Annotated in this window: 20 protein-coding genes; 10 read left to right on the top strand and 10 right to left on the bottom strand. The window is 60.4% G+C overall.

The genetic code is table 11. The features are described 5' to 3' along the window. From BLW36_RS02720 to BLW36_RS02700, 5 genes are all read right to left on the bottom strand, one after another. Nucleotides 1-1155: a cupin domain-containing protein gene (locus BLW36_RS02720; RefSeq protein WP_091384899.1), complete on the bottom strand. Its 1155-nt coding sequence runs from the start codon at nt 1153-1155 to the stop codon at nt 1-3. Nucleotides 1156-1262: 107 nt separating this feature from the next. Then, complete coding sequence (purB, locus tag BLW36_RS02715; RefSeq protein ID WP_091384897.1) at nt 1263-2636, bottom strand: adenylosuccinate lyase; 1374 nt, start codon at nt 2634-2636, stop codon at nt 1263-1265. A 15-nt stretch (nt 2637-2651) separates the two neighbouring features. Then, a complete protein-coding gene (hflD, locus tag BLW36_RS02710) occupies nt 2652-3287 on the bottom strand; it encodes a high frequency lysogenization protein HflD (RefSeq protein WP_091384895.1) in 636 nt (211 codons plus the stop codon). Between the two features lie 9 nt (nt 3288-3296). Next, on the bottom strand, nt 3297-4469 hold the full coding sequence (mnmA, locus tag BLW36_RS02705; protein WP_091384893.1) for a tRNA 2-thiouridine(34) synthase MnmA: 1173 nt from the start codon (nt 4467-4469) through the stop codon (nt 3297-3299). 119 nt (nt 4470-4588) lie between these two features. Beyond that, nucleotides 4589-5191, bottom strand: coding sequence for a pseudouridine synthase (locus BLW36_RS02700; protein ID WP_091384891.1), 603 nt, complete (start codon nt 5189-5191; stop codon nt 4589-4591). 148 nt (nt 5192-5339) lie between these two features. Between BLW36_RS02700 and icd the strand changes: the two genes are divergently transcribed. Further along, on the top strand, nt 5340-6590 hold the full coding sequence (icd, locus tag BLW36_RS02695; protein WP_091384889.1) for an NADP-dependent isocitrate dehydrogenase: 1251 nt from the start codon (nt 5340-5342) through the stop codon (nt 6588-6590). A 125-nt stretch (nt 6591-6715) separates the two neighbouring features. Here icd and cspD read toward each other — a convergent pair whose 3' ends face one another. Then, nucleotides 6716-7021, bottom strand: coding sequence for a cold shock domain-containing protein CspD (gene cspD / locus BLW36_RS02690; protein WP_091384887.1), 306 nt, complete (start codon nt 7019-7021; stop codon nt 6716-6718). 279 nt (nt 7022-7300) lie between these two features. On the opposite strand from cspD, the gene clpS reads away from it, so the two are divergent. Together clpS and clpA are read left to right on the top strand one after the other, a co-directional pair. Continuing rightward, nucleotides 7301-7681, top strand: a complete 381-nt coding sequence (gene clpS / locus BLW36_RS02685) for an ATP-dependent Clp protease adapter ClpS (protein WP_091384884.1) — start codon at nt 7301-7303, stop codon at nt 7679-7681. A 136-nt stretch (nt 7682-7817) separates the two neighbouring features. Beyond that, nucleotides 7818-10094, top strand: coding sequence for an ATP-dependent Clp protease ATP-binding subunit ClpA (gene clpA / locus BLW36_RS02680; protein WP_091384883.1), 2277 nt, complete (start codon nt 7818-7820; stop codon nt 10092-10094). A 118-nt stretch (nt 10095-10212) separates the two neighbouring features. On the opposite strand, the gene infA is transcribed toward clpA, so the two are convergent. The 4 genes from infA to trxB all read right to left on the bottom strand — a co-directional run bounded on the left by infA (nt 10213) and on the right by trxB (nt 13058). Beyond that, complete coding sequence (infA, locus tag BLW36_RS02675) at nt 10213-10431, bottom strand: translation initiation factor IF-1 (RefSeq protein ID WP_067081888.1); 219 nt, start codon at nt 10429-10431, stop codon at nt 10213-10215. 126 nt (nt 10432-10557) lie between these two features. Beyond that, the gene (locus BLW36_RS02670) at nt 10558-11277 is read right to left on the bottom strand and encodes an arginyltransferase (protein WP_091384880.1); all 720 of its coding nucleotides are present in this window, start codon (nt 11275-11277) and stop codon (nt 10558-10560) included. Beyond that, nucleotides 11270-11989 carry a leucyl/phenylalanyl-tRNA--protein transferase gene (gene aat, locus BLW36_RS02665; RefSeq protein WP_091384878.1) on the bottom strand — a complete coding sequence of 240 codons (720 nt, stop codon included), beginning with the start codon at nt 11987-11989 and terminating at the stop codon, nt 11270-11272. The genes BLW36_RS02670 and aat overlap by 8 nt, the downstream gene beginning before the upstream one ends. Nucleotides 11990-12113: 124 nt before the next feature. Next, nucleotides 12114-13058 (bottom strand): thioredoxin-disulfide reductase, encoded by a 945-nt coding sequence (gene trxB, locus BLW36_RS02660; protein ID WP_091384876.1) that lies wholly within the window; start codon nt 13056-13058, stop codon nt 12114-12116. A 396-nt stretch (nt 13059-13454) separates the two neighbouring features. Here trxB and BLW36_RS02655 point away from each other — a divergent pair, with 396 nt between their 5' ends. The 7 genes from BLW36_RS02655 to BLW36_RS02625 all read left to right on the top strand — a co-directional run bounded on the left by BLW36_RS02655 (nt 13455) and on the right by BLW36_RS02625 (nt 21492). Continuing rightward, nucleotides 13455-15797 (top strand): DNA translocase FtsK, encoded by a 2343-nt coding sequence (locus BLW36_RS02655; RefSeq protein WP_091384873.1) that lies wholly within the window; start codon nt 13455-13457, stop codon nt 15795-15797. A 96-nt stretch (nt 15798-15893) separates the two neighbouring features. Next, complete coding sequence (lolA, locus tag BLW36_RS02650; RefSeq protein ID WP_091384870.1) at nt 15894-16505, top strand: outer membrane lipoprotein periplasmic chaperone LolA; 612 nt, start codon at nt 15894-15896, stop codon at nt 16503-16505. A 6-nt stretch (nt 16506-16511) separates the two neighbouring features. After that, the gene (locus BLW36_RS02645) at nt 16512-17861 is read left to right on the top strand and encodes a replication-associated recombination protein A (protein ID WP_091384867.1); all 1350 of its coding nucleotides are present in this window, start codon (nt 16512-16514) and stop codon (nt 17859-17861) included. Nucleotides 17862-17993: 132 nt separating this feature from the next. Next, on the top strand, nt 17994-18368 hold the full coding sequence (gene crcB, locus BLW36_RS02640; protein ID WP_091384865.1) for a fluoride efflux transporter CrcB: 375 nt from the start codon (nt 17994-17996) through the stop codon (nt 18366-18368). A gap of 18 nt (nt 18369-18386) precedes the next feature. Beyond that, nucleotides 18387-19676, top strand: a complete 1290-nt coding sequence (gene serS, locus BLW36_RS02635) for a serine--tRNA ligase (protein ID WP_091384863.1) — start codon at nt 18387-18389, stop codon at nt 19674-19676. Between the two features lie 88 nt (nt 19677-19764). Next, nucleotides 19765-21150 (top strand): siroheme synthase CysG, encoded by a 1386-nt coding sequence (gene cysG / locus BLW36_RS02630; RefSeq protein WP_091384861.1) that lies wholly within the window; start codon nt 19765-19767, stop codon nt 21148-21150. Nucleotides 21151-21267: 117 nt separating this feature from the next. Beyond that, entirely contained in the window at nt 21268-21492 is a 225-nt protein-coding gene (locus tag BLW36_RS02625) for a hypothetical protein (RefSeq protein WP_244506109.1), read from the top strand. Nucleotides 21493-21536 lie beyond the last annotated feature (44 nt).

Raw genomic sequence — 21536 nt, 5'->3', positions numbered from 1 at the left:
TCAGAAGTCCTCCGGCGGATAAATCAGGCTTCCCTGAGAGACCAGTTGATCAATCAGTCCGCCAGTGTGGCCCAGCTCCGGAAACGCTTCAATATCCTCCTGGACCAGGCGGTGGTTCGCACAGAATCGCTCGGCCAAGGGCAGGGACACCGGGAACGATTCACCGTCGACAAACAGGCTGGCCGGCTCGCGGCAGAATGCACAGCGGGAGGCCGGATTGAGCACCAGTTCCGCGCCCTCTTGTAGTTGCTCCCGCCAGTCGTCCGCCTCACCGGCATCCAGTGCGACGGTATCCGGATATTTGGCCTCGGTCATCACCGCACCGAACCACTGGGCGATATTCTGGGGTTGTTGCAGCCAGCTGCGGAGCTGCTGCTGCAGCCTGCCCACGGCAGCCGCATCGATTTCAGCCGGGTTACCGGCGGGCGCGATACCCGGGTCGGTATAGCGCAGGTGTTGCGGCAGGCCGTGCGCGAGTTCGGCGGCGAGATCCTCGAGGATGGTTGCTGCGGACGGGGCGCGGAAGCCGATCGAAATCGTGGTGCAGGCACCGTCGGCAATGCCCCAGTGGCTGTATTGTGGCGGCAGGTAGAGCATGTCACCGGGTTCGAGCAACCAGCTGTTTTCCGGCTCGAAATCGCGGAGGATATTGAGCGGCGTACCCTCCACGCGGGGATGGGAGTCATCCACTTTCGGTCCCTGGTGCCACAACCGCTTGCCTTCGGCCTGTAACAGGAACACATCGTAATAGTCGAAGTGCGGTCCCACGCTGCCCTTGTCGGCGGCGTAGCTGATCATCACATCATCGAGCCGCCAGTCGGGAAGGAAGCGGAAGTAGGCTTTCAAGTCCGCAATTTCCGACAGCCACTGATCCACCGCCTGCACCAGCAGTGTCCAGTGGGAGCGCGGCAGAGACAGGAAGTCCTCTTCGCTGAACGGCCCGGTGCGCAGCTGCCATGGCCCCTCGTCACTGTGCTCGAGCACGAGGCGGGACTCGACCGCCTCCTCCAGTGCCATGCCGGCCAGCTCCTCGCCGGAGATTGGCGAGCTGAAACCGGGAAAAGCATTGCGAATCAGCAGCGGTTTTTGTTGCCAGTAGTCGCGGAGGAAATCCGCTACGGGCATATCACCGAGGTGTGTAAGCGGGTTGGGCATGGTGGTTATCTGTGCTTGAAGCGCGGGGTGAAACCACGCGGCTTCGTTGGTTGTGATCCCCGGTGGCCTGCTGCCGCAGTGCCGCACGGGGACCAAGACTGGGCTGGTTAGATCTTCTGCGCCTGATCGATGGCGTTGCCGATGTAGCTGGCAGGCGTCATCTCGTGCAGGGACTTCTTCGCTTCGGCGGGAATATCCAGGTTGTCGATAAAGGTCTTCAGGGTTTCCTGGTTAATGCCCTGGCCGCGGGTCAACGCCTTCAGCTTCTCGTAAGGCTCTTCGATATTGTAGCGACGCATCACTGTCTGGATCGGCTCCGCCAGTACTTCCCAGGCGTTGTCCAGGTCTTCGGCCAGGCGCTCCCGGTTGATTTCCAGTTTGCTCAGGCCTTTCAGTGTGGCGGCATAGGCGATCACCGAGTAACCGGCGCCGACACCCATGTTGCGCAATACGGTGGAATCGGTCAGATCGCGCTGCCAGCGGGAGATCGGCAGCTTGGCCGCAAGGTGCTGGAAGACCGCGTTGGCGATGCCCAGGTTGCCTTCGGAGTTTTCGAAGTCGATCGGATTCACCTTGTGCGGCATGGTGGAGGAACCGACTTCGCCGGCTACGACTTTTTGCTTGAAATAACCCAGCGAGATATAGCCCCAGATATCGCGATCGAAATCAATCAGGATGGTGTTGAAGCGCGCGATGGCATCGAACAGCTCGGCGATATAGTCGTGCGGTTCGATCTGGGTGGTGTAGGGATTCCAGCTGAGCCCCAGGGAAGTGACAAACTCTTCCGCATTCTCTTCCCAGTCGATGTTGGGGTAGGCGGACAAGTGGGCATTGTAGTTGCCGACCGCGCCGTTAATTTTGCCGAGCAGCTCCACCTCGCGGATCTGCTGGACCTGACGGCGCAGGCGCGCGACGACATTCGCCAGCTCCTTGCCAACGGTCGTCGGGCTGGCGGTCTGGCCGTGAGTCCGGGACAGCATCGGCACATCGGCAAAATTCTTCGCCAGGTCGGCGATTTCGCTGATGATCTTGTTCATCGCCGGCAGCAACACCTGATCGCGCCCACCGCGCAGCATCAGCGCGTGGGAGAGGTTGTTGATGTCCTCGGAGGTGCAGGCGAAATGTACGAACTCGCTGACATTGGCCAGTGCTTCGTTACCGCTGATTTTTTCCTTCAGGAAGTACTCCACTGCCTTCACATCGTGATTCGTGGTGCGTTCGATTTCCTTGATGCGCTCCGCGTCCTGCAGGGAAAACTCTGCGACGATGGCGTCGAGCAGCTGGTTGGCGGAGTTGTCAAACAATTGCACTTCTTCGATCTGCGGGTGACGAGAGAGCTTCTGCAGCCAGCGGACTTCCACTTCCACCCGAGCGCGGATCAGGCCGTACTCGCTGAAAATATCGCGCAGCGGAGCGGTTTTACTTTCGTATCGTCCGTCAATGGGTGACACCGCGGTCAGGGCGGATAGCTCGACTGTCATGTTAAATCTCCGGATTTAGTGATTTGTAGATTCGATTTGCGCGATCAGAGCTTCGGTCGCGGCCAGAAGCTTCTTGCGCTGGAATAACAGGTGCAGCCGCCGGCCGCCCAGTTGGCGCCACAGGGTGGCAGCCCGCACGCCGGCAAACAGCATGGTGCGAATCTGGTTGGCGATCCGCTGCTGCTGCAGGTAATTGAAGTCGCCGAGTACCTGGATGCGGAAACGGAAGGTGCTCAGCGTGTCGCTGTAGATACTGGCCAGATTGGAAAACACATTTTCGTGCGTCAACGTGAAGTGGTCCGCCTGCGATTTGGCTTTTTCCAGCCTGCTGCCGATGATGGCGAGCAGGTCGCTCTTCTTGCTCAGCTGGCGTTGCAGATAGAGGATCGACAAGGCGTAGCGCAGGCAGTCGGTATATTCCGGGTGCTGCCGGGAGCGCAATAGCTGGCGCGACACCTGTAGCCCCGGGAGCAGGTTTTCGGAACCGGCAAAAATGTCATCGGCGCAGTCGGCATTGAGCTGAAACAGGCTGTAAACGCCCGTTTCCAGCTGTTCCTGGGGTGCGGTGCCGGTTTTCGCCAGGCGCTCCACCAGCGTGGCGGACTGAAAAATTGCCGCCAGCGCCAGTGCCTGATCCCGCCAGTTGCTCAAAGTCGCTCCTTAATTCTGCTGATACTTTTCCGGCACCGCCGTGCCGACACCGGTGGCCCGCTCGATCACGGCACCACCCAGACAGACCTCACCATCGTAGAGCACCAGTGACTGCCCCGGCGTGATCGCGCGTTGAGGGTCGTCGAACTCGACCACCAGTTTCCCATTTTCCTGCACGCGCACGATACAGTCCTGGTCCGGCTGGCGATAGCGCGTCTTGGCCCGGCAGCGCAGTCCCTCTCTGGTGTTGGCTGCCGCCGGTGCACTGCCGTTGATCCAGTGTGTTTGCGCCGCCTCCAGGCCGGTCGCATAGAGCAGCGGGTGATGAGCCCCCTGGGCGACGATCAGTACGTTGCGCTGCAGGTCCTTGCCCACCACATACCAGGGTTCCTCACCAGCCCCTTTGACGCCGCCGATACCCAGGCCCTGGCGCTGCCCGATCGTGTGGTACATCAACCCCGCATGCTGGCCCATGACCTCGCCCTCGGGTGTCTCCATATTACCGGGCTGTGCCGGCAGGTACTGCTCCAGGAAATCCTTGAAGCGGCGCTCGCCGATAAAGCAGATGCCGGTACTGTCCTTCTTGTCGTGAGTTATGAAGCCGTTTTCCTCGGCGATGCGGCGCACCTCCGGCTTCTCCAGTTCACCGAGGGGAAACAGTGACTTGGCAAACTCAGCCTCACCGACCGCGTGCAGGAAATAGCTCTGGTCCTTGTTCGCATCCAAACCCTTGAGTAAATAGGTGCGCCCGTCGATGTCCCTGCGCCGCGCATAGTGACCGGTGGCGATGGCATCGGCGCCGAGCACCTCGGCGTACTCCAGGAACACCTTGAACTTGATTTCACGGTTGCAGAGGATATCCGGGTTCGGCGTGCGGCCGGCCTTGTACTCGGCCAGGAAGTATTCGAACACATGATCCCAGTATTCGGCGGCAAAGTTTGCCGTATGCAGCTTGATCCCCAACCGCTTGCACACCGCCTGCGCATCCGCCAGGTCGGCCTTGGCGGTGCAGTACTCGGTGCCGTCGTCTTCGTCCCAGTTTTTCATGAATAGGCCCTCCACCTGGTAGCCCTGCCGCATCAGGAGCAGGGCGGCTACGGAGGAGTCCACACCGCCGGACATGCCGACAATGACACGCTGGGGATGGTCGCGCTGGGGCTGTTTAGAGGTGGATTCAGGCATAGATTGGGGCAATCAGCTACATCACGGCTATAAAAAGGGGGCGAATTTTACCCGCGAATGGGGCCTGTGACCAAGACCGCGTTGATCTGCCCCTATAGATTAGTGGTGATAAGGGCGTCTTACCGCCGGCGGCGGCTTCGCTGGTGCCGGCGGTCGGGGGCAGAATTCGCCTGCGGCGCGACAAATACCTCTTCCAGCCGCTGCTCTCCCGGAGCCAGTTGGCCCAGCTGCCAGTTACCGATTGCGGTGCGGATCAGGCGCAGGGTAGGGAAGCCGACCGCGGCGGTCATGCGGCGCACCTGCCGGTTGCGCCCCTCGCGAATCGTCAGCTCCAGCCAGCTTGTCGGTACCGTCTTGCGCTCCCGCACCGGCGGAATCCGTGGCCATACGTCCGGTTCGGCCAGGTGTCGCGCCCGCGCCGGTGCGGTCGGGCCGTCCTTGAGCTGTACGCCGCGGCGCAGGGCCGACAGGGCCTCTGCACCGATTTCACCCTCAACCTGCACCCAGTAGGTTTTCGGCAGTTTCTGTCGCGGGTGGCTGATCTGGTGCTGCAGGGTGCCGTCGTCCGTGAGCAGCAACAGCCCCTCCGAGTCGAAATCGAGCCTGCCGGCCGCGTAGAAGCCCTTGCGCTTGATGTAGTCGGCGAGGGTCGGGCGGTCGCGGTCGTCAGTGAACTGGCTGAGCACGCCATAGGGCTTATTAAAAAGGATGATCTTCGCCATGGTAAAAGTGGGCTATTGTAATCCAACTACAAAAATGAGCTGATGCTGATATAATCCCGCCGTTTTTTAATCCCGCCCAGCGGTCCAAAAGGGCAGGTCAAGCAACACCTGGCCTAAATAGTCACAGAGTTTTGGGAGTTTAAGCAATATGGGTCATATCCAAGTGCCGGCAGACGGCGAAAAAGTTACAGTCAATTCCGACGGTTCGCTGAATGTTCCGAATCGCCCGATTATTCCTTTCATCGAGGGTGATGGCATCGGTGTGGATATCACCCCGGTCATGCGCAAGGTGATCGACGCTTCCGTAGAGAAGGCTTACGGTGGCGACAAAGGTATCGCCTGGATGGAGATCTACTGCGGTGAGAAGGCAGCGGAAACCTACGCTGGGGACTGGTTCCCGGCTGAAACCCTCGAGGCCATCAAAGACTACGTCGTGAGCATCAAGGGCCCGCTGACTACTCCGGTCGGCGGCGGCTTCCGCTCTCTGAACGTTGCTCTGCGCCAGGAGCTGGACCTGTACGTATGTCAGCGCCCGGTGCGCTGGTTCAGTGGTGTTCCGTCTCCGGTCAAGGAGCCGAACAAGGTCGACATGGTGATCTTCCGCGAGAACTCCGAAGACATCTATGCCGGTATCGAGTGGAAAGCCAATACCGACGAAGCGAAGAAGGTTATCAAGTTCCTGCAGGAAGAGATGGGTGTTAAGAAGATCCGCTTCCCGGAAAACTGCGGTATCGGCGTCAAGCCGGTTTCCGAAGAGGGCACCAAGCGCCTGGTGCGCAAGGCGCTGCAGTACACCATCGACCAGGACCGCGATTCTCTGACGCTGGTGCACAAGGGCAACATCATGAAGTTCACCGAAGGTGCCTTCGCTGACTGGGGCTACGAAATTGCTCGTGAAGAGTTTGGCGCTCAGCCGCTGGATGGCGGCCCCTGGCACAGCTTCAAGAACCCGAAGACTGGCAAGGAGATCGTAGTCAAGGACGTGATTGCCGACGCCATGCTGCAGCAGATCCTGCTGCGTCCGGCCGAGTACGACGTGATCGCCACCCTGAACCTGAACGGCGACTACCTGTCCGACGCCCTGGCCGCCCAGGTCGGTGGTATCGGTATTGCTCCGGGTGCTAACCTGTCCGACGAGGTAGCCCTGTTCGAGGCGACTCACGGCACTGCGCCGAAGTATGCCGGTCAGGATAAGGTGAATCCGGGCTCCCTGATTCTGTCCGCCGAAATGATGCTGCGTCACCTGGGCTGGAACGAAGCTGCCGACCTGGTCATCAAGGGCATGGAAGGCGCGATCGAAGCCAAAACCGTGACCTACGATTTCGAGCGCCTGATGGACGGTGCGGAACTGAAGTCCTGCTCCGCGTTCGGCGACGAAGTCATCAAGCACATGGCCTAAGATGGCTCGAGGGTGGGCCGCTCAGTCGCTGCCCGCCCCCGAAAGCAAAAAGCCCCGTACCTCAGGGTGCGGGGCTTTTTTTAATGTTCAGCTTCTGTGTTCAAGTGAGCAGCTGCTTGGCAGCGCTAATCGAGGAGCTCAGCCTCTTTCTCGCGCTGGGCCTGACTCTTTTCCGGCTCTGAGTCAGAACCTTTCGAGTTTTGCTCCGCGCGGCCGGTATCTACCCCAGTCAGGGCCGATATATTTGCGGCGTGGTAGCCCTTGTCACCCTTGATAATGTCAAAAGTGACCTGTTGGCCCGCTTTCAATGTTCGGTATCCTTCCATCTGAATCGCGGAGTAGTGCGCGAACAGATCCTCTCCCCCTTCGTCCGCAAGAATAAACCCATATCCTTTGGCGTTATTGAACCACTTGACGGTACCGGTAGGCATGGCGAATTCCCTCTAATTGCCTCGGCGACTGCTGGCCGCCTTACAGAGTCTTTATATTTATCTGCGCTTGCTTGCACATCGATCGCGATTTCAAATCCCTGTCGCGATGGTGCCCTTGACAGGGCGGGCACTACCTCTTGTAGCTAACTGGTTTGGGAATGTCAAGGGCTGCTGGCGTCCGCTGTGCCCATCGGCAAATGAAGGTTACAATGGCACCCCTCTGACCATGTACGCCGGAAACAACATCTAAATCACTGCAGGAACTCATTGATAAGCGCTATGGGTATTTCACTGGCCATTAAACTACACTCCAACGACGCCGAAGACGACTTCCACTATCCGGGCGAATTGGACGGAGACCTGGCGCTGGAAGAAGCGCCACCACGACTGAAGCGTCCGCCCATGTATAAGGTCGTGATGCTGAATGATGACTACACGCCGATGGACTTTGTGGTCGAGGCACTGGAGCTGTTTTTCGGTGCGAACCGGGAGCGCGCTACTCAGCTGATGTTGCAGGTTCATACACAGGGAAAAGCGATCTGCGGTGTCTATACTCGAGATATAGCGGAGACAAAGGCCGCGCAGGTTAATCAATTCGCCAGGGACCACCAGCACCCCCTGCTGTGTGAGATCGAAGCGGACGAAAGCGAAGAAGATTGACGCTGTCGTGCAGTTGCTTTTGAAACAAGGGTCCCGTCGCCTGAAAGGATTCGGGCACACTCAAGTCGCCGGCTTCCGGCGCGCGCTTACCGGTGGAATCGGCGGGTGACATTGGCGTTAAGGGTTTGAGGTTTAGATGCTCAGCAAGGATTTAGAGGTAACGCTCAATCTGGCGTTTAAGGGTGCGCGCGCGAAACGGCACGAATTCATGACCGTGGAGCACCTGCTGCTAGCACTTCTGGACAATGAGTCCGCTGCCGATGTGCTGCATGCTTGCGGGGCTGACCTGAGCGCTCTTCGCCGCGAGCTGCTGGAGTTCGTAGATTCCACTACCCCGCTTATTCCCGAGGCCGACACCGACCGGGAAACCCAGCCAACCCTCGGCTTCCAGCGTGTGCTACAGCGTGCCGTGTTTCACGTCCAGTCTTCCGGCAAGAAAGAAGTGACCGGTGCGAATGTGCTGGTTGCCATCTTCTGCGAACAGGAGAGCCAGGCGGTCTACTACCTGAAGCAGCAGAGTGTCGCGCGCATTGATGTCGTCAATTACATCACCCACGGCATATCCCGTGTCGGTTCCAGTGGCCACCCTCATCACAATTCAGATCCGGCTCCGGAGCAGGTTGACGAGGATATCAGTACCGGCGCCGAACCTGGCGGCTCGGACCCGCTTGAAAGCTACGCTACCAACCTCAACCAGGAAGCCATCCTTGGCCGTATCGATCCCCTGGTGGGCCGAGGCCCCGAAGTAGAGCGCGTGACCCAGGTACTGGCCCGGCGCCGGAAGAACAATCCGCTGCTGGTGGGAGAGTCCGGTGTCGGCAAAACCGCGATTGCCGAGGGTTTGGCGCGGCGAATCGTCGATGAGGAAGTCCCGGAGCCACTGCTCAACGCGACCATTTATTCCCTCGATCTGGGTTCGCTGCTGGCGGGCACCAAATACCGCGGCGACTTCGAAAAGCGCTTCAAGGCGCTGCTGGCAGAGTTGAAAAAGCGCGAGCACGCGGTGCTGTTTATCGACGAGATTCACACGATCATCGGCGCCGGCGCGGCTTCCGGCGGCGTGATGGACGCCTCGAACCTACTGAAACCGCTGCTCTCCAGCGGCCAGCTGCGCTGTATCGGCTCCACTACGTTCACCGAATATCGGGGCATCTTCGAGAAAGATCGGGCCCTGTCGCGCCGCTTCCAGAAAATCGATGTCAATGAGCCCTCGGTTGAGGAGACGGTGCAGATCCTGCAGGGGCTGAAAAGCTGCTTCGAAGACCACCATAAGGTTCGCTTCACCGACCAGGCCCTGGAGGCTGCCGCGCAGCTGTCCAGCCGCCATATCACCGAGCGCTTTCTGCCGGACAAGGCCATCGATGTCATCGATGAGGCCGGCGCCTACCAGTCGCTGCTGCCGCTGGAGGAGCGCAAGGACGTGATAGGCGTAACTGAAATTGAAGTGGTGATCGCCAAGATGGCGCGCATTCCGGCCAAGAGTGTCTCCGCGTCCGACAAGGACCAGCTCGCCAAGCTCGATGACAACCTGAAAATGGTTGTGTTTGGTCAGGATAAGGCAATTGAGGCCCTCGGCACCGCGATCAAGTTGAGTCGCGCGGGCCTGGGCGCTGAAGAGAAGCCCATCGGCTCCTTCCTGTTTGCTGGTCCTACCGGTGTCGGTAAGACCGAACTATGCCGCCAGCTGGCGAAGGTGATGGGGATCGAGCTGATCCGCTTCGATATGTCCGAATATATGGAGCGCCACACCGTTTCCCGCCTGATCGGCGCACCTCCGGGCTATGTCGGCTTCGACCAGGGTGGTCTGTTGACCGACTCGGTCACCAAGCATCCGCACAGTGTGGTCCTGCTCGACGAGATCGAGAAGGCGCACCCGGAAGTGTTCAACCTGCTGCTGCAGGTCATGGACCACGGCACGCTGACCGACAACAACGGCCGCAAGGCGGATTTCCGCAATGTCATCCTGATCATGACCACCAACGCCGGTGCGGAACTGATGAGTCGCCGCTCCATTGGTTTCTCCAACCAGGACCATTCCAGCGATGGTATGGAAGAGATCAAGAAGATGTTTACCCCGGAATTCCGCAACCGCCTGGACAGCATTATCCAGTTCGGTTCGCTGAACCTCGAAGTGGTCAAGACGGTGGTGGACAAGTTTATTGTCGAGCTGCAGGCGCAGCTGGACGAGTCCCATGTGACACTGGAAGTTGACGACGAAGCGCGTGAATGGCTCGCCGTCAACGGCTACGACGAGAAGATGGGCGCGCGGCCCATGGCCCGCCTGATCCGCGACAAGCTGCGCAAACCGCTGGCGGAAGCGGTGTTGTTCGGCGATCTGGCGGAAGAGGGCGGCCGCGTGCAGGTCACCATAGAAAACGACGAGCTCGCCATCAAAACGGCGGTGCCCGCCTGACCGGGAGCGTGCCGCCGATCGGCAATTAGCCACAAGCAACAAAAAAAGCCACCGGTAGGTGGCTTTTTTGTTTCTGCAGTAAGCGCCTAAACAGGGGCGCCAGCTGCGCGCCTCAGGGTTAGCGGGCGCGGTAGGTGATACGACCCTTGGTCAGGTCGTAGGGAGTCAGCTCTACCTTGACCTTGTCGCCCGTGAGGATACGAATATAGTTCTTGCGCATTTTTCCAGAAATATGCGCGATCACCACGTGTCCGTTTTCCAGCTTTACGCGGAAAGTGGTATTGGGCAGGGTGTCGATCACCTCACCTTCCATCTCAATGTAATCGTCTTTTGCCATGCGGCAGTAACCTTCAAAATAACTTGATCTGAGCTTTACCCCGGTGGCACTCGGGCCTGGCCGCGGCGCGACGGGCGAGCATTTTGCACGAAAAGGCACAATAGAGCAAAGGCTGAATGCCCGGCCTTAACGGGCTTTCAGTGCCCAGCGGTTCTCGCGCAGCAGTTCGATGGGCTGGAACTGACTCTTGTAGGCCATTTTCTGACACTGTTCGATCCAGTAGCCGAGGTAGAGGCTGGGCAGTCCGAGGCGTCGGGCCCATTCGATCTGGTAGAGGATGCAGTAGCTACCCAGGCTGCGCTTGTCCTCTTCGGGATCGAAGAAAGTATAGATGGCCGATAATCCCGCGGTGAGCAGGTCGGTCACGGCAACCGCCACCAGGCGACCGCGGGCACGAAACTCGATATAGCGGGTCGCCCCCCAGGCCTGCAGCAGGAAGCTGCGGAACTGATCGCGACTGGGCGGGTACATCTCGCCGTCGGCGTGGCGCCGCTCGATGTAACGCGCGTAGAGTTCATAGTGCTCATCGGTGTCGATGGTCTCGACATGGAAAATATCCAGGTCGCGATTGCGTCGCCAGCAGCGCCGCTGCCTGCGGTCGGGAACAAACAGTCCCACCGGCACGCGCGCCGGTATGCAGGCCTGGCAGGCCGCGCACTGCGGCCGATAGAGGTAGCCGCCACTGCGGCGGAAGCCCAGTTCTGACAGGCGACTGTAAAGCCGCTGGTCGATGGGGGTCTGCGGATCCACGAACACGGTGGTTGCATCCTCGTCCGGCAAATAACCGCAGGGATGGGGCAAGGTGGCCAGCAGGCGCACGGAATCCAGTTGAGAATACTTACTCATAGCTCCAGGACATCTTCCAGGGCTGCGGGAACGGTGGCTGTCGAATACCGGCCTCCAGCAGACGCTCGAAATCCTCACGCGACACCTCTACCGCCCCCAGACTGGCCAGATGAGGATTACTAACCTGGCAGTCGATCAGCGGGCAGCCCCACAATTCTAATTGCCGCACCAGGTGGACAAAAGCGACTTTTGAGGCATCCGTCTCGCGGTGGAACATGGACTCGCCAAAAAAGACCCTTCCGAGGGCAATGCCGTAGAGGCCCCCGGCCAGGCGGCCATCCCGCCACACCTCAACAGAATGGGCGTGTCCAAGCCGATGCATCTCCTCGTAAGCCGCCTGCATTTCATCGGTGATCCAGGTGCCCTCGGCGTCGGCACGCGGGGCCCTGCAGGCTTCGATTACCTGGTCGAACGCCTGGTCAAAGGTGACCCGGAAATGCCCCCGGCGCAGCTCCTTGCGCAGGCTGCGACCGATACGGAAAAGCTCGGGAATGACCACACAGCGGGGTGAAGGACTCCACCACAGAATCGGTTGGTCGTCGGAATACCAGGGGAAGATACCGCGCCGATAGGCGGCCAGCAGCCATGCCGGTGTCAGCTTGCCACCGATCGCCAGCAAACCGTTGGGATCGCGCAACGCGCGGCGGGTGGGCGGGAACTCTATGCGGTTCTCGTCCAGCAGAGTCAGATAGCCGTCGTTGGATCCCGTCATGTTTCTGGCCTTCGCAATTCGGGCATTGCCCCTCTATCTGTCTGCATCATCCTACCGGCCGCAGAATGAAAAAGGGCGATCACAAGGATCGCCCCAATTCTTCCGTCGCCAACCGGCTATTGCCTTACTGGGCGTCCAGGAAGCGCTCGGCGTCCAGTGCCGCCATACAGCCGGTGCCGGCAGAAGTCACCGCCTGGCGATAGATATGATCGGACACATCGCCAGCGGCGAATACGCCGGGAATGGAGGTCTGGGTGGCGTTGCCGTCGAGACCGCTCTGCACCAGGATGTAGCCGCCGTTCATTTCCAGCTGGTCGGCAAAGATGTCGGTGTTCGGCTTGTGGCCGATAGCGATAAACACGCCAGACACCTCCAGCTCCTTGGTGGAGCCGTCCTGTGCACTGCGCAAGCGTACGCCAGTCACGCCGTTGTCGTCACCTAGGACCTCGTCCAGCGTGTGGTGCCAGCAGACATTGATATTGCCGTTCTCGACCTTGTCCATCAGGCGGTCCTGCAGGATCTTCTCGGCCCGTAGCTCGTCGCGGCGATGGATCAGGGTCACTTCACTGGCGATGTTCGACAGATATAGTGCTTCCTCTACCGCGGTGTTGCCGCCACCGACTACCGCAACTTTCTGGTCGCGGTAGAAGAATCCGTCGCAGGTAGCGCAGGCGCTGACACCGCGCCCCTGAAAGGCTTCCTCGGAAGGCAGGCCAAGATACTGGGCCGAGGCGCCGGTAGCGATAATCAGTGCGTCGCAGGTATAGGTTTCGTTGCCCTTCAGCGTGAAGGGGCGCTGCTTGAGGTCTACGGAATCAATGTGATCGAAGATGATCTGAGTCTCGAATCGCTCAGCATGCTGCTGCATCTGCACCATCAGGTCCGGACCCTGCAGATCCGCAACGCCACCCGGCCAGTTCTCCACTTCGGTGGTCGTGGTCAGCTGTCCGCCCTGTTGCATTCCGGTGATCACGACCGGATTCAGATTTGCGCGCGCGGCGTAGATAGCTGCGGTGTAGCCGGCGGGGCCCGAGCCGAGGATTATCAGTCGATGGTGGTTGTTACTCATGGAACGCTCTTACAAAGTCGGTTGAACACAGTGTACTCAGTGATGCTGGGACAGTCTCGATCGACCAATTTTTGATCGGTGGAGACTATCAATTTGGCCGCCATGATAGGCGATAGATACAGGACGGCGAAATAGTTTCACTTAATTTGCCCGATTGGGGGGCACTATTCTTTGGTCGCGAAGGCGGCGCGGAAACAGGTTTTGGAAAACTCCAAATTACTCACAGTTCGTGTGAAGAAAGTGCTCTATCTTTATGATTTGATTGAATTAAAAGATACTTAAAGCGAAGTCTTAAGAGGGCGATCGGTAGCATTTCGGCGGCGTCTGTAGTACACAGACGGCTTATCTGCCGCCGATCCAGATCTATTAAGCAGTAAGAACAGCCGAGGTAAGCCATTGAAGGCCGATAGCGCGACCGACCAGTCCAACGATGAACATGGAACCCTGCCGGATTCCCTGATCGCCCGCCTGCTGCGTGAAGGGGCGCTGATCGGACTCCTGGCGGGGGCGCTGCTGCTCGCGATCAGCCTGATGAGTTACAGCCCACAGGATCCGGGCTGGTCCCATACGGGCCACGGCGGGGAAATTCAGAACGCAATCGGGCCGACCGGTGCCTGGCTCGCAGATGTCTGCCTGTCGCTGCTGGGCTGGATGGCCTACCTGTTCCCAATACTGATCGGCTGGCGCGCTGTCGGAATTCTGCGCGATCGCAACGCGCGCTTTCACGGCCCGCTTTTCACGTTGCGCGTCTCCGGTCTCGGCCTGCTGCTGATCACCGGCGCCGGCATCGCCACCCTGTGTTTCGCCCAGGCCGAGGAGCCACTGCCATTCTCCAATGGCGGTATCATCGGCGCGGCCATCGCCGAGTCCGCGGAAGTGAGCCTCGGCTATGTGGGGGCGACCATCCTGCTGCTGGCGCTATTTGCCATTGGTATCACCGTATTTACCGGCCTCTCCTGGCTGAAGCTGGTGGATGCCATCGGCCGCAATGTTCTCGGCTTTATCGGCTGGCTCGGCAATCGCTATCAGCGCGCGCGCCAGCAGCGCGCGGAAGAGCGCGCTGCCCGACAGGCAATCGTGGTGCGCAAGGCCGCGGTGGAGGAGGAGAAACAGCGTACCGCCAAGCGGCTGCCACCCAAGATCGAGCCCACTGCTCCGAAACCGAAGCAGAGCCCACGCGCGGCCAAGGAGAAGCAGGGCGAGCTGTTCAAGAGCGGTCCTGTCACCGGCACCTTGCCGCCGCTATCGCTGCTTGATCCGCCGGATCAGAACAAGAAGGCCGGCTTCTCCCGCGAGTCGCTGGAAGCACTGTCGCGCCTGCTGGAACTGAAGCTGAAGGATTTCGGCGTGGTGGCGGAAGTGGTTTCGGTACTACCGGGTCCCGTAGTGACCCGTTTTGAGATCCAGCCTGCGCCAGGCGTTAAGGTCAGCAAGATCTCCAACCTGGCCAAGGACCTGGCGCGCTCACTGGCCGTGATCAGCGTGCGGGTAGTGGAAGTGATCCCGGGCAAATCGGTCGTGGGGATCGAAATACCGAATGAAAACCGGCAGATGGTGCGTCTCAGCGAGGTGCTGTCGGCGGATGTCTATGACAACGCCAAGTCCGCGCTGACTCTGGCCCTGGGTCACGATATTTCCGGGCAACCGGTGGTCGCGGATCTGGCCAAGATGCCCCACCTGCTGGTGGCGGGCACCACCGGTTCCGGTAAGTCCGTCGGCATCAACGTGATGCTGCTGAGCCTGCTGTACAAGTCGACCCCGGATGAGGTGCGCCTGATCCTGGTGGATCCCAAGATGCTGGAGCTGTCGGTCTACGAGGGCATCCCGCACCTGCTGACGCCGGTCATCACCGACATGAACGACGCCGCCAACGGTCTGCGCTGGTGTGTCGGCGAGATGGAGCGCCGCTACAAGCTGATGGCGGCGATGGGTGTGCGCAACCTGGCGGGCTTCAACCGCAAGGTTAAGGATGCCATTGCTGCCGGTGAGCCGCTGGAAGACCCCATCTGGCAGCCCGACCCGATGTCCAGCGTTCCGGAAGCGGAGCAGACACGCCCACACCTGAAGCCACTGCCAGCCATTGTCGTGGTGATCGACGAATTCGCCGACATGATGATGATCGTCGGCAAGAAGGTGGAACAGCTGATCGCGCGTATCGCGCAGAAGGCCCGTGCCGCGGGTATTCACCTGCTGCTGGCGACACAGCGCCCGTCGGTGGATGTAATCACCGGTCTGATCAAGGCCAACGTGCCGACGCGTATTGCCTTCCAGGTGTCCTCAAAGGTGGACTCCCGTACCATTCTCGATCAGGGCGGCGCCGAACAGCTGCTCGGACACGGCGACATGCTGTACCTGCCGCCGGGCAGCGGTGTGCCCGTACGGGTGCACGGTGCCTTCGTCGACGACCACGAGGTACACCAGGTGGTGGCGGACTGGAGCCGGCGCGGCGAGCCCGACTATATCGACGGTATCGTCGACGACAGCAACAACAGTATCCCGGTCCCCGGCCTGCAGACGGAGGGTGGGGAAGAGGATGATCCCGAGACCGACGCCTTATACGATGAAGCGGTGGCCTTCGTTACCAAATCCCGTAAGGCTTCGATTTCCTCTGTGCAGCGTCAGCTGCGCATTGGCTACAATCGGGCCGCCCGAATTATCGATGCCATGGAGGCCGCCGGCGTTGTGTCGCCGGCGGAACACAACGGCAACCGCACCGTCCTGGCGCCGCCGCCCGCCTGATTGGCCGGCGGTGGAACTCGAGGGAGCCAGCGGTTCAGCCGCTATTCACCCACCGGGATCTAATCTTTAAGGAAATCGTCCGACTGGAATCCTGATATGAAAAGTCTTATGCGCAACTCTCTGCTAGTCCTCGGCATGGTCGCCAGCGCGGCCTGGGCCGATGCCACCGACGATCTGAGCCGCCTGCTGCAGCCGCTCGGGGCGATTTCCGGCAAATTCCAGCAGACGCTGATCGATGAGCGCGGCAAAGTCCTGCAAAAAAGTCGCGGCAAATTTTCGGTCCAGCGCCCGGGCAAACTGCGCTGGGAAACCGGTGCTCCTTTCCCGCAATTGCTCGTCACCAACAACAAGAAGCTGTGGCTCTACGATCCTGACCTGGAGCAGGTCACCGTGCGCCCGGTCGACAAGCGCATGAAAGACACCCCGGCGTTGCTGCTCGGCGGCAAGGTCGAGGAGATTCGCGGCTCCTTCAATGTCAGCAGCAAGGAAGGTGCCTACCAGCTGACGCCTAAGAATGCGCAAGCGCCGTTTAAGACGATGGAAATCCGCTTCAGCAAGGCTGGGCTGCCATCTGCGATGACGGTGCGCGACAGCATGGGGCAGACTACCAAGATCAAGTTCAGCGGCATGACCGCGAATCCGAAACTGTCTTCCTCAATTTTCAATTTCAAGCCGCCGGCCGGTACCGACGTCATTCGTGATGAATAGAACGCGATGAGTGACCTGTTTCAGTCAACACCGAAACACCAGCCATTGGCCGCCCGCATGCGGCCGGAGTCCCTGGCCCAATATGTGGGCCAGGCGCATTTATTGGGACCGGGAAAACCGCTGCGCGAGGCCGTGGAGCGGGGGCAGCTGCACTCGATGGTGCTCTGGGGGCCGCCCGGGGTAGGCAAGACCACCTTTGCGCGACTGCTGGCAAAGGAGTGCGATGCCCGCTTCGCCACTCTGTCCGCCGTACTCGCCGGCGTGAAGGAAATACGTCAGGCGGTGGCCGAGGCCGAACAGCACCACGCCCAATTCGGCCGCGGCACCATCCTGTTTGTCGATGAGGTACACCGCTTCAACAAGGCGCAGCAGGATGCCTTCCTGCCCTATGTGGAAGAGGGCACGGTCACCTTTGTCGGCGCGACCACCGAGAACCCATCCTTCGAACTGAACAATGCGCTGCTGTCCCGGTGCCGCGTCTACCTGTTGCGCAGCATCGCCGAAGAGGACCTGCTGGCACTGATGAGTCGCGCCCTGCGCGAAGATGAAGAGCTGGCCCGGCGCGACATTGCCATCGACGAGGCAGTGCTGGCCAAGATCGCCAATGCCGCCGATGGCGACGCCCGCAGCGCCCTGAATCTGCTGGAGATCGCCTGCGATCTTGCGCGGGAAGAGGGCGGCCGCCTGGTGATTGACGAGGACGTGCTGGCGGAGGTGCTGAGCGCCGACGTACGCCGTTTCGACAAGGGCGGCGACTACTTTTACGACCAGATCTCCGCCATGCACAAATCCGTGCGGGGCTCCGATCCCGATGCGGCACTGTACTGGTTTGCGCGCATGCTGGACGGCGGCTGCGACCCACTATATATCGCTCGCCGCGTAGTGCGCATGGCCAGTGAGGATATCGGCAACGCGGACCCACGGGCTCTGCAGCTGGCACTGAACGCCTGGGATGTACAGGAGCGCCTCGGCAGCCCCGAGGGAGAGCTGGCGATCGCACAGGCGGTAGCCTATTTGGCTGTGGCGGCAAAGAGCAACGCCGTCTACACCGCCTACAAGCGCGTCATCGCGGATGTTCGCCGCGACCCGAGTTACGACGTGCCGATTCACCTGCGCAATGCCCCAACCAAGCTGGCCAAGAGCATGGCCCACGGTGCCGAGTATCGCTACGCGCACGATGAGCCCGATGCCTTCGCCGCCGGTGAGAACTACTTTCCCGAAGAAATCGCCAGCCGCAGCTATTACCAGCCGGTGCCGCGGGGCCTGGAGCTGAAGATCGGCGAAAAGCTGGAGCGGCTGCGCAGCCTCAATCGTGACAGTCCGCAACAGCGCTATAGCAAGATCGAAGACAGCTGAGGAAGGGGCCTGCCGGCGCGGGCAATTTTCGGTAAAATCGGCCCCTTGCGACAGGGGGCGGCCGAGCAGGGGCCATACCGAGTCAGGGAGTTCCCACGCGGCCATCCGGGCCGACACATCTAGGACAGTTCAATGCAGTGGTTGGCAATCGCCTTTGGCGGTGCGGTCGGCGCCCTGATGCGCCACCTGATCAGCTTGTGGAGCTACCCGGTCTTCGAGGGCCGGTTTCCGCTCGGCACTCTGATCGTCAACATCACCGGTGCGTTTCTTATTGGCATCGTCTACGTGTTGATTGTCGAGCGCGGCCTACTGGGCCAGGAGTGGCGCCTGCTGTTGATGACCGGCCTGTTCGGTGCACTGACTACCTTTTCGACATTCTCGCTGGAAACCCTGCTGTTATGGCACAATGGCCAGCCTCTGACGGCACTGGCCTATGTATTCATCAGCCTGGTGCTCTGCCTGGCGGCGACTGCAGCAGCCATGGCAATTACCATGAAGTACTTCTAACGCAGTAAGAAAACCAACATGCTCGACCCTAAACTTATTCGCACTCAGATGGACCAAGTGGCCGCGGCACTGAAAAAGCGCGGCGTGGAACTGGACACCGCCAAGCTGGAAAGCCTCGAAGAGCGCCGCAAGGAATTGCAGATGCGCACCGAGAGCCTGCAGAACGAGCGCAACAGCAAATCCAAGAACATTGGCCGCGCCAAGGCCGCCGGCGAGGACATCGCACCGCTGCTGAAAGAGGTGGAATCCCTGGGCGGCGAGCTGAATGAAGCCAAACACGCCCTGACCGAACTGCAGGCAGAGCTGGACGCGATCCTGTCGGCCATTCCCAACCTGCTGGACGATTCGGTGCCGGAAGGGGAGACCGAGGATGACAACGTCGAAGTTCGTCGCTGGGGCCAGCCGCGTGAATTCAACTTCGAGGTCAAGGATCACGTAGACCTGGGCGCGGAGCTCGGCGGTCTTGATTTCGAAATGGCGGTCAAACTGACCGGTTCGCGTTTCGCCGTACTGACCGGGCAGGTGGCCAAGCTGCATCGCGCGCTGGCGCAGTTCATGCTCGATACCCATATCGAGGAACACGGCTACCGCGAGGCCAATGTACCGGTAATCGTCAACGCCGACTCCCTGTACGGCACTTCACAGCTGCCGAAGTTTGAAGAGGATCTGTTCAAGCTCACCGACGAGCGCGGCTTTTACCTGATCCCGACGGCGGAAGTACCGGTGACCAACTTTTACCGCGACCAGATTGTCGAGGACGCCGAATCCCTGCCGCATAAGTATGTTGCGCACACGACCTGTTTCCGTTCTGAAGCCGGCTCTCACGGCCGCGACACCCGCGGTATGATTCGCCAGCACCAGTTTGAGAAGGTGGAGCTGGTCTGGGCCACCCGCCCGGATCAGTCCGAAGAGGCCTTGGAAACACTGACGCAAAATGCGGAAACCATCCTGCAGAAACTGAACCTGCCGTATCGCACCGTAGTGCTGTGCGGGGGCGATATCGGCTTTGCCGCGCGCAAGACCTACGATATCGAAGTTTGGATTCCATCTCAGGACAAATACCGGGAAATTTCCTCCTGCTCGCTGGTAGGTGACTTCCAGGCGCGCCGTATGAAGGCCCGCTGGCGCAACCCGGAAACCGGCAAGCCGGAGCTGCTGCACACCCTGAATGGCAGCGGCCTGGCGGTAGGGCGTACGCTCATCGCGGTGATGGAAAACTACCAGCGTGAGGATGGCAGCATCGAGGTACCGGAAGTGCTGCGGCCTTATATGCGCGGGCAGGAAGTTATCTCCGCGGAATCCGCTTAATCACAACCAGTAAGGGCGAACACGTGTTCGCCCTTTTTATTTTGGCGCCACCGCGGCTCAGCATTACCCACAATAACGGATTATCACCTTGCGTTACCTGCCTCTCGCTTTCGATGTCAAAGACTGCCCCTGCCTTATCGTGGGCGGTGGTGCCATTGCCACGCGCAAGGCGCGCTTACTGAACAAGGCCGGTGCCCGCCTGCTGGTGGTCGCGCCCGAGATTACCGATGAGTTGGCGCGGCTGGTGACGACCTCAGGTGGGCAACATTTCCGCGAAGTGTACCGGCCGGAATTTCTCCAGCAGGCGCAACTGGTAGTCGCCGCAACTGCCGATAGCGAGGTCAATCGCGCGGTATCCACCGATGCCCAGGCGCAGCGGCTGCCGGTCAATGTGGTCGACTCCCCCGAGCTTTGTACTTTCACCTTTCCGGCCATCGTTGAGCGCGGCCCCCTGTCCATCGGTATCAGCAGCGGCGGCGCGGCCCCCGTTCTGGCGCGCCAGATCCGGGCGCAACTGGAGGCGTTGCTCGCGCCCGGAATCGCCTCGCTGGCTGAATTGGCGGCCAGGATGCGCGATCAGGTCAAGGCGAGCCTGCCCGAAGCCAGCCGCAAGGATTTCTGGCAGTGGGTGTTTTCCGGTCCGGTGGCGGACAAGGTGGAAGCCGGCAATGTCGTTGACGGCGAAAACGAGTTCCTCGCGGCTCTGCAGCAGTGGCAGGGCAGTCCCGCACCCAGCGGCGAGGTCTACCTGGTAGGCGGGGGTCCCGGCGATCCGGATCTGCTGACCTTCCGCGCCCTGCGCCTGATGCAGCAGGCCGATGTGGTGCTGTACGATCGCCTGGTGTCGCCGGGCGTATTGGATCTGGTGCGTCGCGACGCCGAACGCATTTACGTGGGCAAGAAGAAGGAGTTTCACTCCGTGCCCCAGGAAGGGATCAATCAGCTGCTGGTGGATCTGGCCGCGCAGGGAAAGAAAGTGTTGCGCCTGAAAGGTGGCGATCCGTTTATTTTCGGCCGGGGCGGGGAGGAAATCGACAAGCTGGCCGCGGCCGGCATTCCATTCCAGGTCGTCCCCGGTATCACCGCCGCCTCCGGCTGTGCCAGTTATGCCGGTATCCCGCTGACGCATCGGGACCACGCCCAGTCGGTGCGCTTTATCACCGGCCACGTGAAGCAGGGAGAACTGGATCTGCCGTGGAATGAGCTGGCATCGCCGGGTCAGACGCTCGTTTTCTATATGGGCCTGACCGGGCTGCAGACTATCTGCCGCCAGCTGGAGGAACACGGCCTGCCGGCCGACACACCGGCGGCGCTGGTGGAGAAGGGCACCACCAGTGAGCAACGCGTTGTGGTCGGCGACCTGCGATCGCTGCCGCAGCTGGCAGTGACCGAAGCGGTGGAAGCGCCGGCGCTGACCATTATCGGCGGCGTTGTTAGCCTGCACGACAAATTGCGCTGGTATCACCCCAAATAAATCCCCAATCGCCAGCCCGCCGGGCCGCCTCATATCGAGCATCTATACTCCAAGGGATGTTGGCGAGGGGTGCTCGATATGCTGTTGGCGTTGATCCGGTTTCAATGCACTCTTTTAGTGCGATTCTTCCTGCCGCGGGAAAGCGAACTCTGTGTGCCGCGTCAGGAAGACAGTCACACGCGCCGCTATTCCCGGCGCTACCGCCTGAAAAGAAGCTGGGTTAAAAACCTATGGATTGGCACCTGTCTGCTGATGCTCTGCTTTCCGCTGCTGCCCTTTGTGCTGGCTATCGGTCTGCTCACTTCTTTCCTGTCATTCGCGATACTCGACGAAACCGCCTGACGGCGACAACGCCAGCGCTAACAACCGGTGCGGCGTTCGCGGCA

This window comes from Microbulbifer marinus (genome assembly GCF_900107725.1).
Classification (GTDB): Bacteria; Pseudomonadota; Gammaproteobacteria; order Pseudomonadales; family Cellvibrionaceae; genus Microbulbifer; species Microbulbifer marinus.
Note: the sequence above shows the minus strand (reverse complement) of the source record. Positions and strands in the feature narration are given on the sequence as shown.

Coding starts and splice junctions, on each gene's coding strand:
- clpS (WP_091384884.1), top strand. CDS start 7,301: ATGGGTATTTCACTGGCCATTAAACTACACTCCAACGACGCCGAAGAC.
- BLW36_RS02720 (WP_091384899.1), bottom strand. CDS start 1,155: ATGCCCAACCCGCTTACACACCTCGGTGATATGCCCGTAGCGGATTTC.
- serS (WP_091384863.1), top strand. CDS start 18,387: ATGCTCGACCCTAAACTTATTCGCACTCAGATGGACCAAGTGGCCGCG.
- BLW36_RS02670 (WP_091384880.1), bottom strand. CDS start 11,277: ATGAGTAAGTATTCTCAACTGGATTCCGTGCGCCTGCTGGCCACCTTG.
- trxB (WP_091384876.1), bottom strand. CDS start 13,058: ATGAGTAACAACCACCATCGACTGATAATCCTCGGCTCGGGCCCCGCC.
- aat (WP_091384878.1), bottom strand. CDS start 11,989: ATGACGGGATCCAACGACGGCTATCTGACTCTGCTGGACGAGAACCGC.
- mnmA (WP_091384893.1), bottom strand. CDS start 4,469: ATGCCTGAATCCACCTCTAAACAGCCCCAGCGCGACCATCCCCAGCGT.
- cspD (WP_091384887.1), bottom strand. CDS start 7,021: ATGCCTACCGGTACCGTCAAGTGGTTCAATAACGCCAAAGGATATGGG.
- infA (WP_067081888.1), bottom strand. CDS start 10,431: ATGGCAAAAGACGATTACATTGAGATGGAAGGTGAGGTGATCGACACC.
- lolA (WP_091384870.1), top strand. CDS start 15,894: ATGAAAAGTCTTATGCGCAACTCTCTGCTAGTCCTCGGCATGGTCGCC.
- crcB (WP_091384865.1), top strand. CDS start 17,994: ATGCAGTGGTTGGCAATCGCCTTTGGCGGTGCGGTCGGCGCCCTGATG.
- clpA (WP_091384883.1), top strand. CDS start 7,818: ATGCTCAGCAAGGATTTAGAGGTAACGCTCAATCTGGCGTTTAAGGGT.
- BLW36_RS02700 (WP_091384891.1), bottom strand. CDS start 5,191: ATGGCGAAGATCATCCTTTTTAATAAGCCCTATGGCGTGCTCAGCCAG.
- icd (WP_091384889.1), top strand. CDS start 5,340: ATGGGTCATATCCAAGTGCCGGCAGACGGCGAAAAAGTTACAGTCAAT.
- purB (WP_091384897.1), bottom strand. CDS start 2,636: ATGACAGTCGAGCTATCCGCCCTGACCGCGGTGTCACCCATTGACGGA.
- BLW36_RS02645 (WP_091384867.1), top strand. CDS start 16,512: ATGAGTGACCTGTTTCAGTCAACACCGAAACACCAGCCATTGGCCGCC.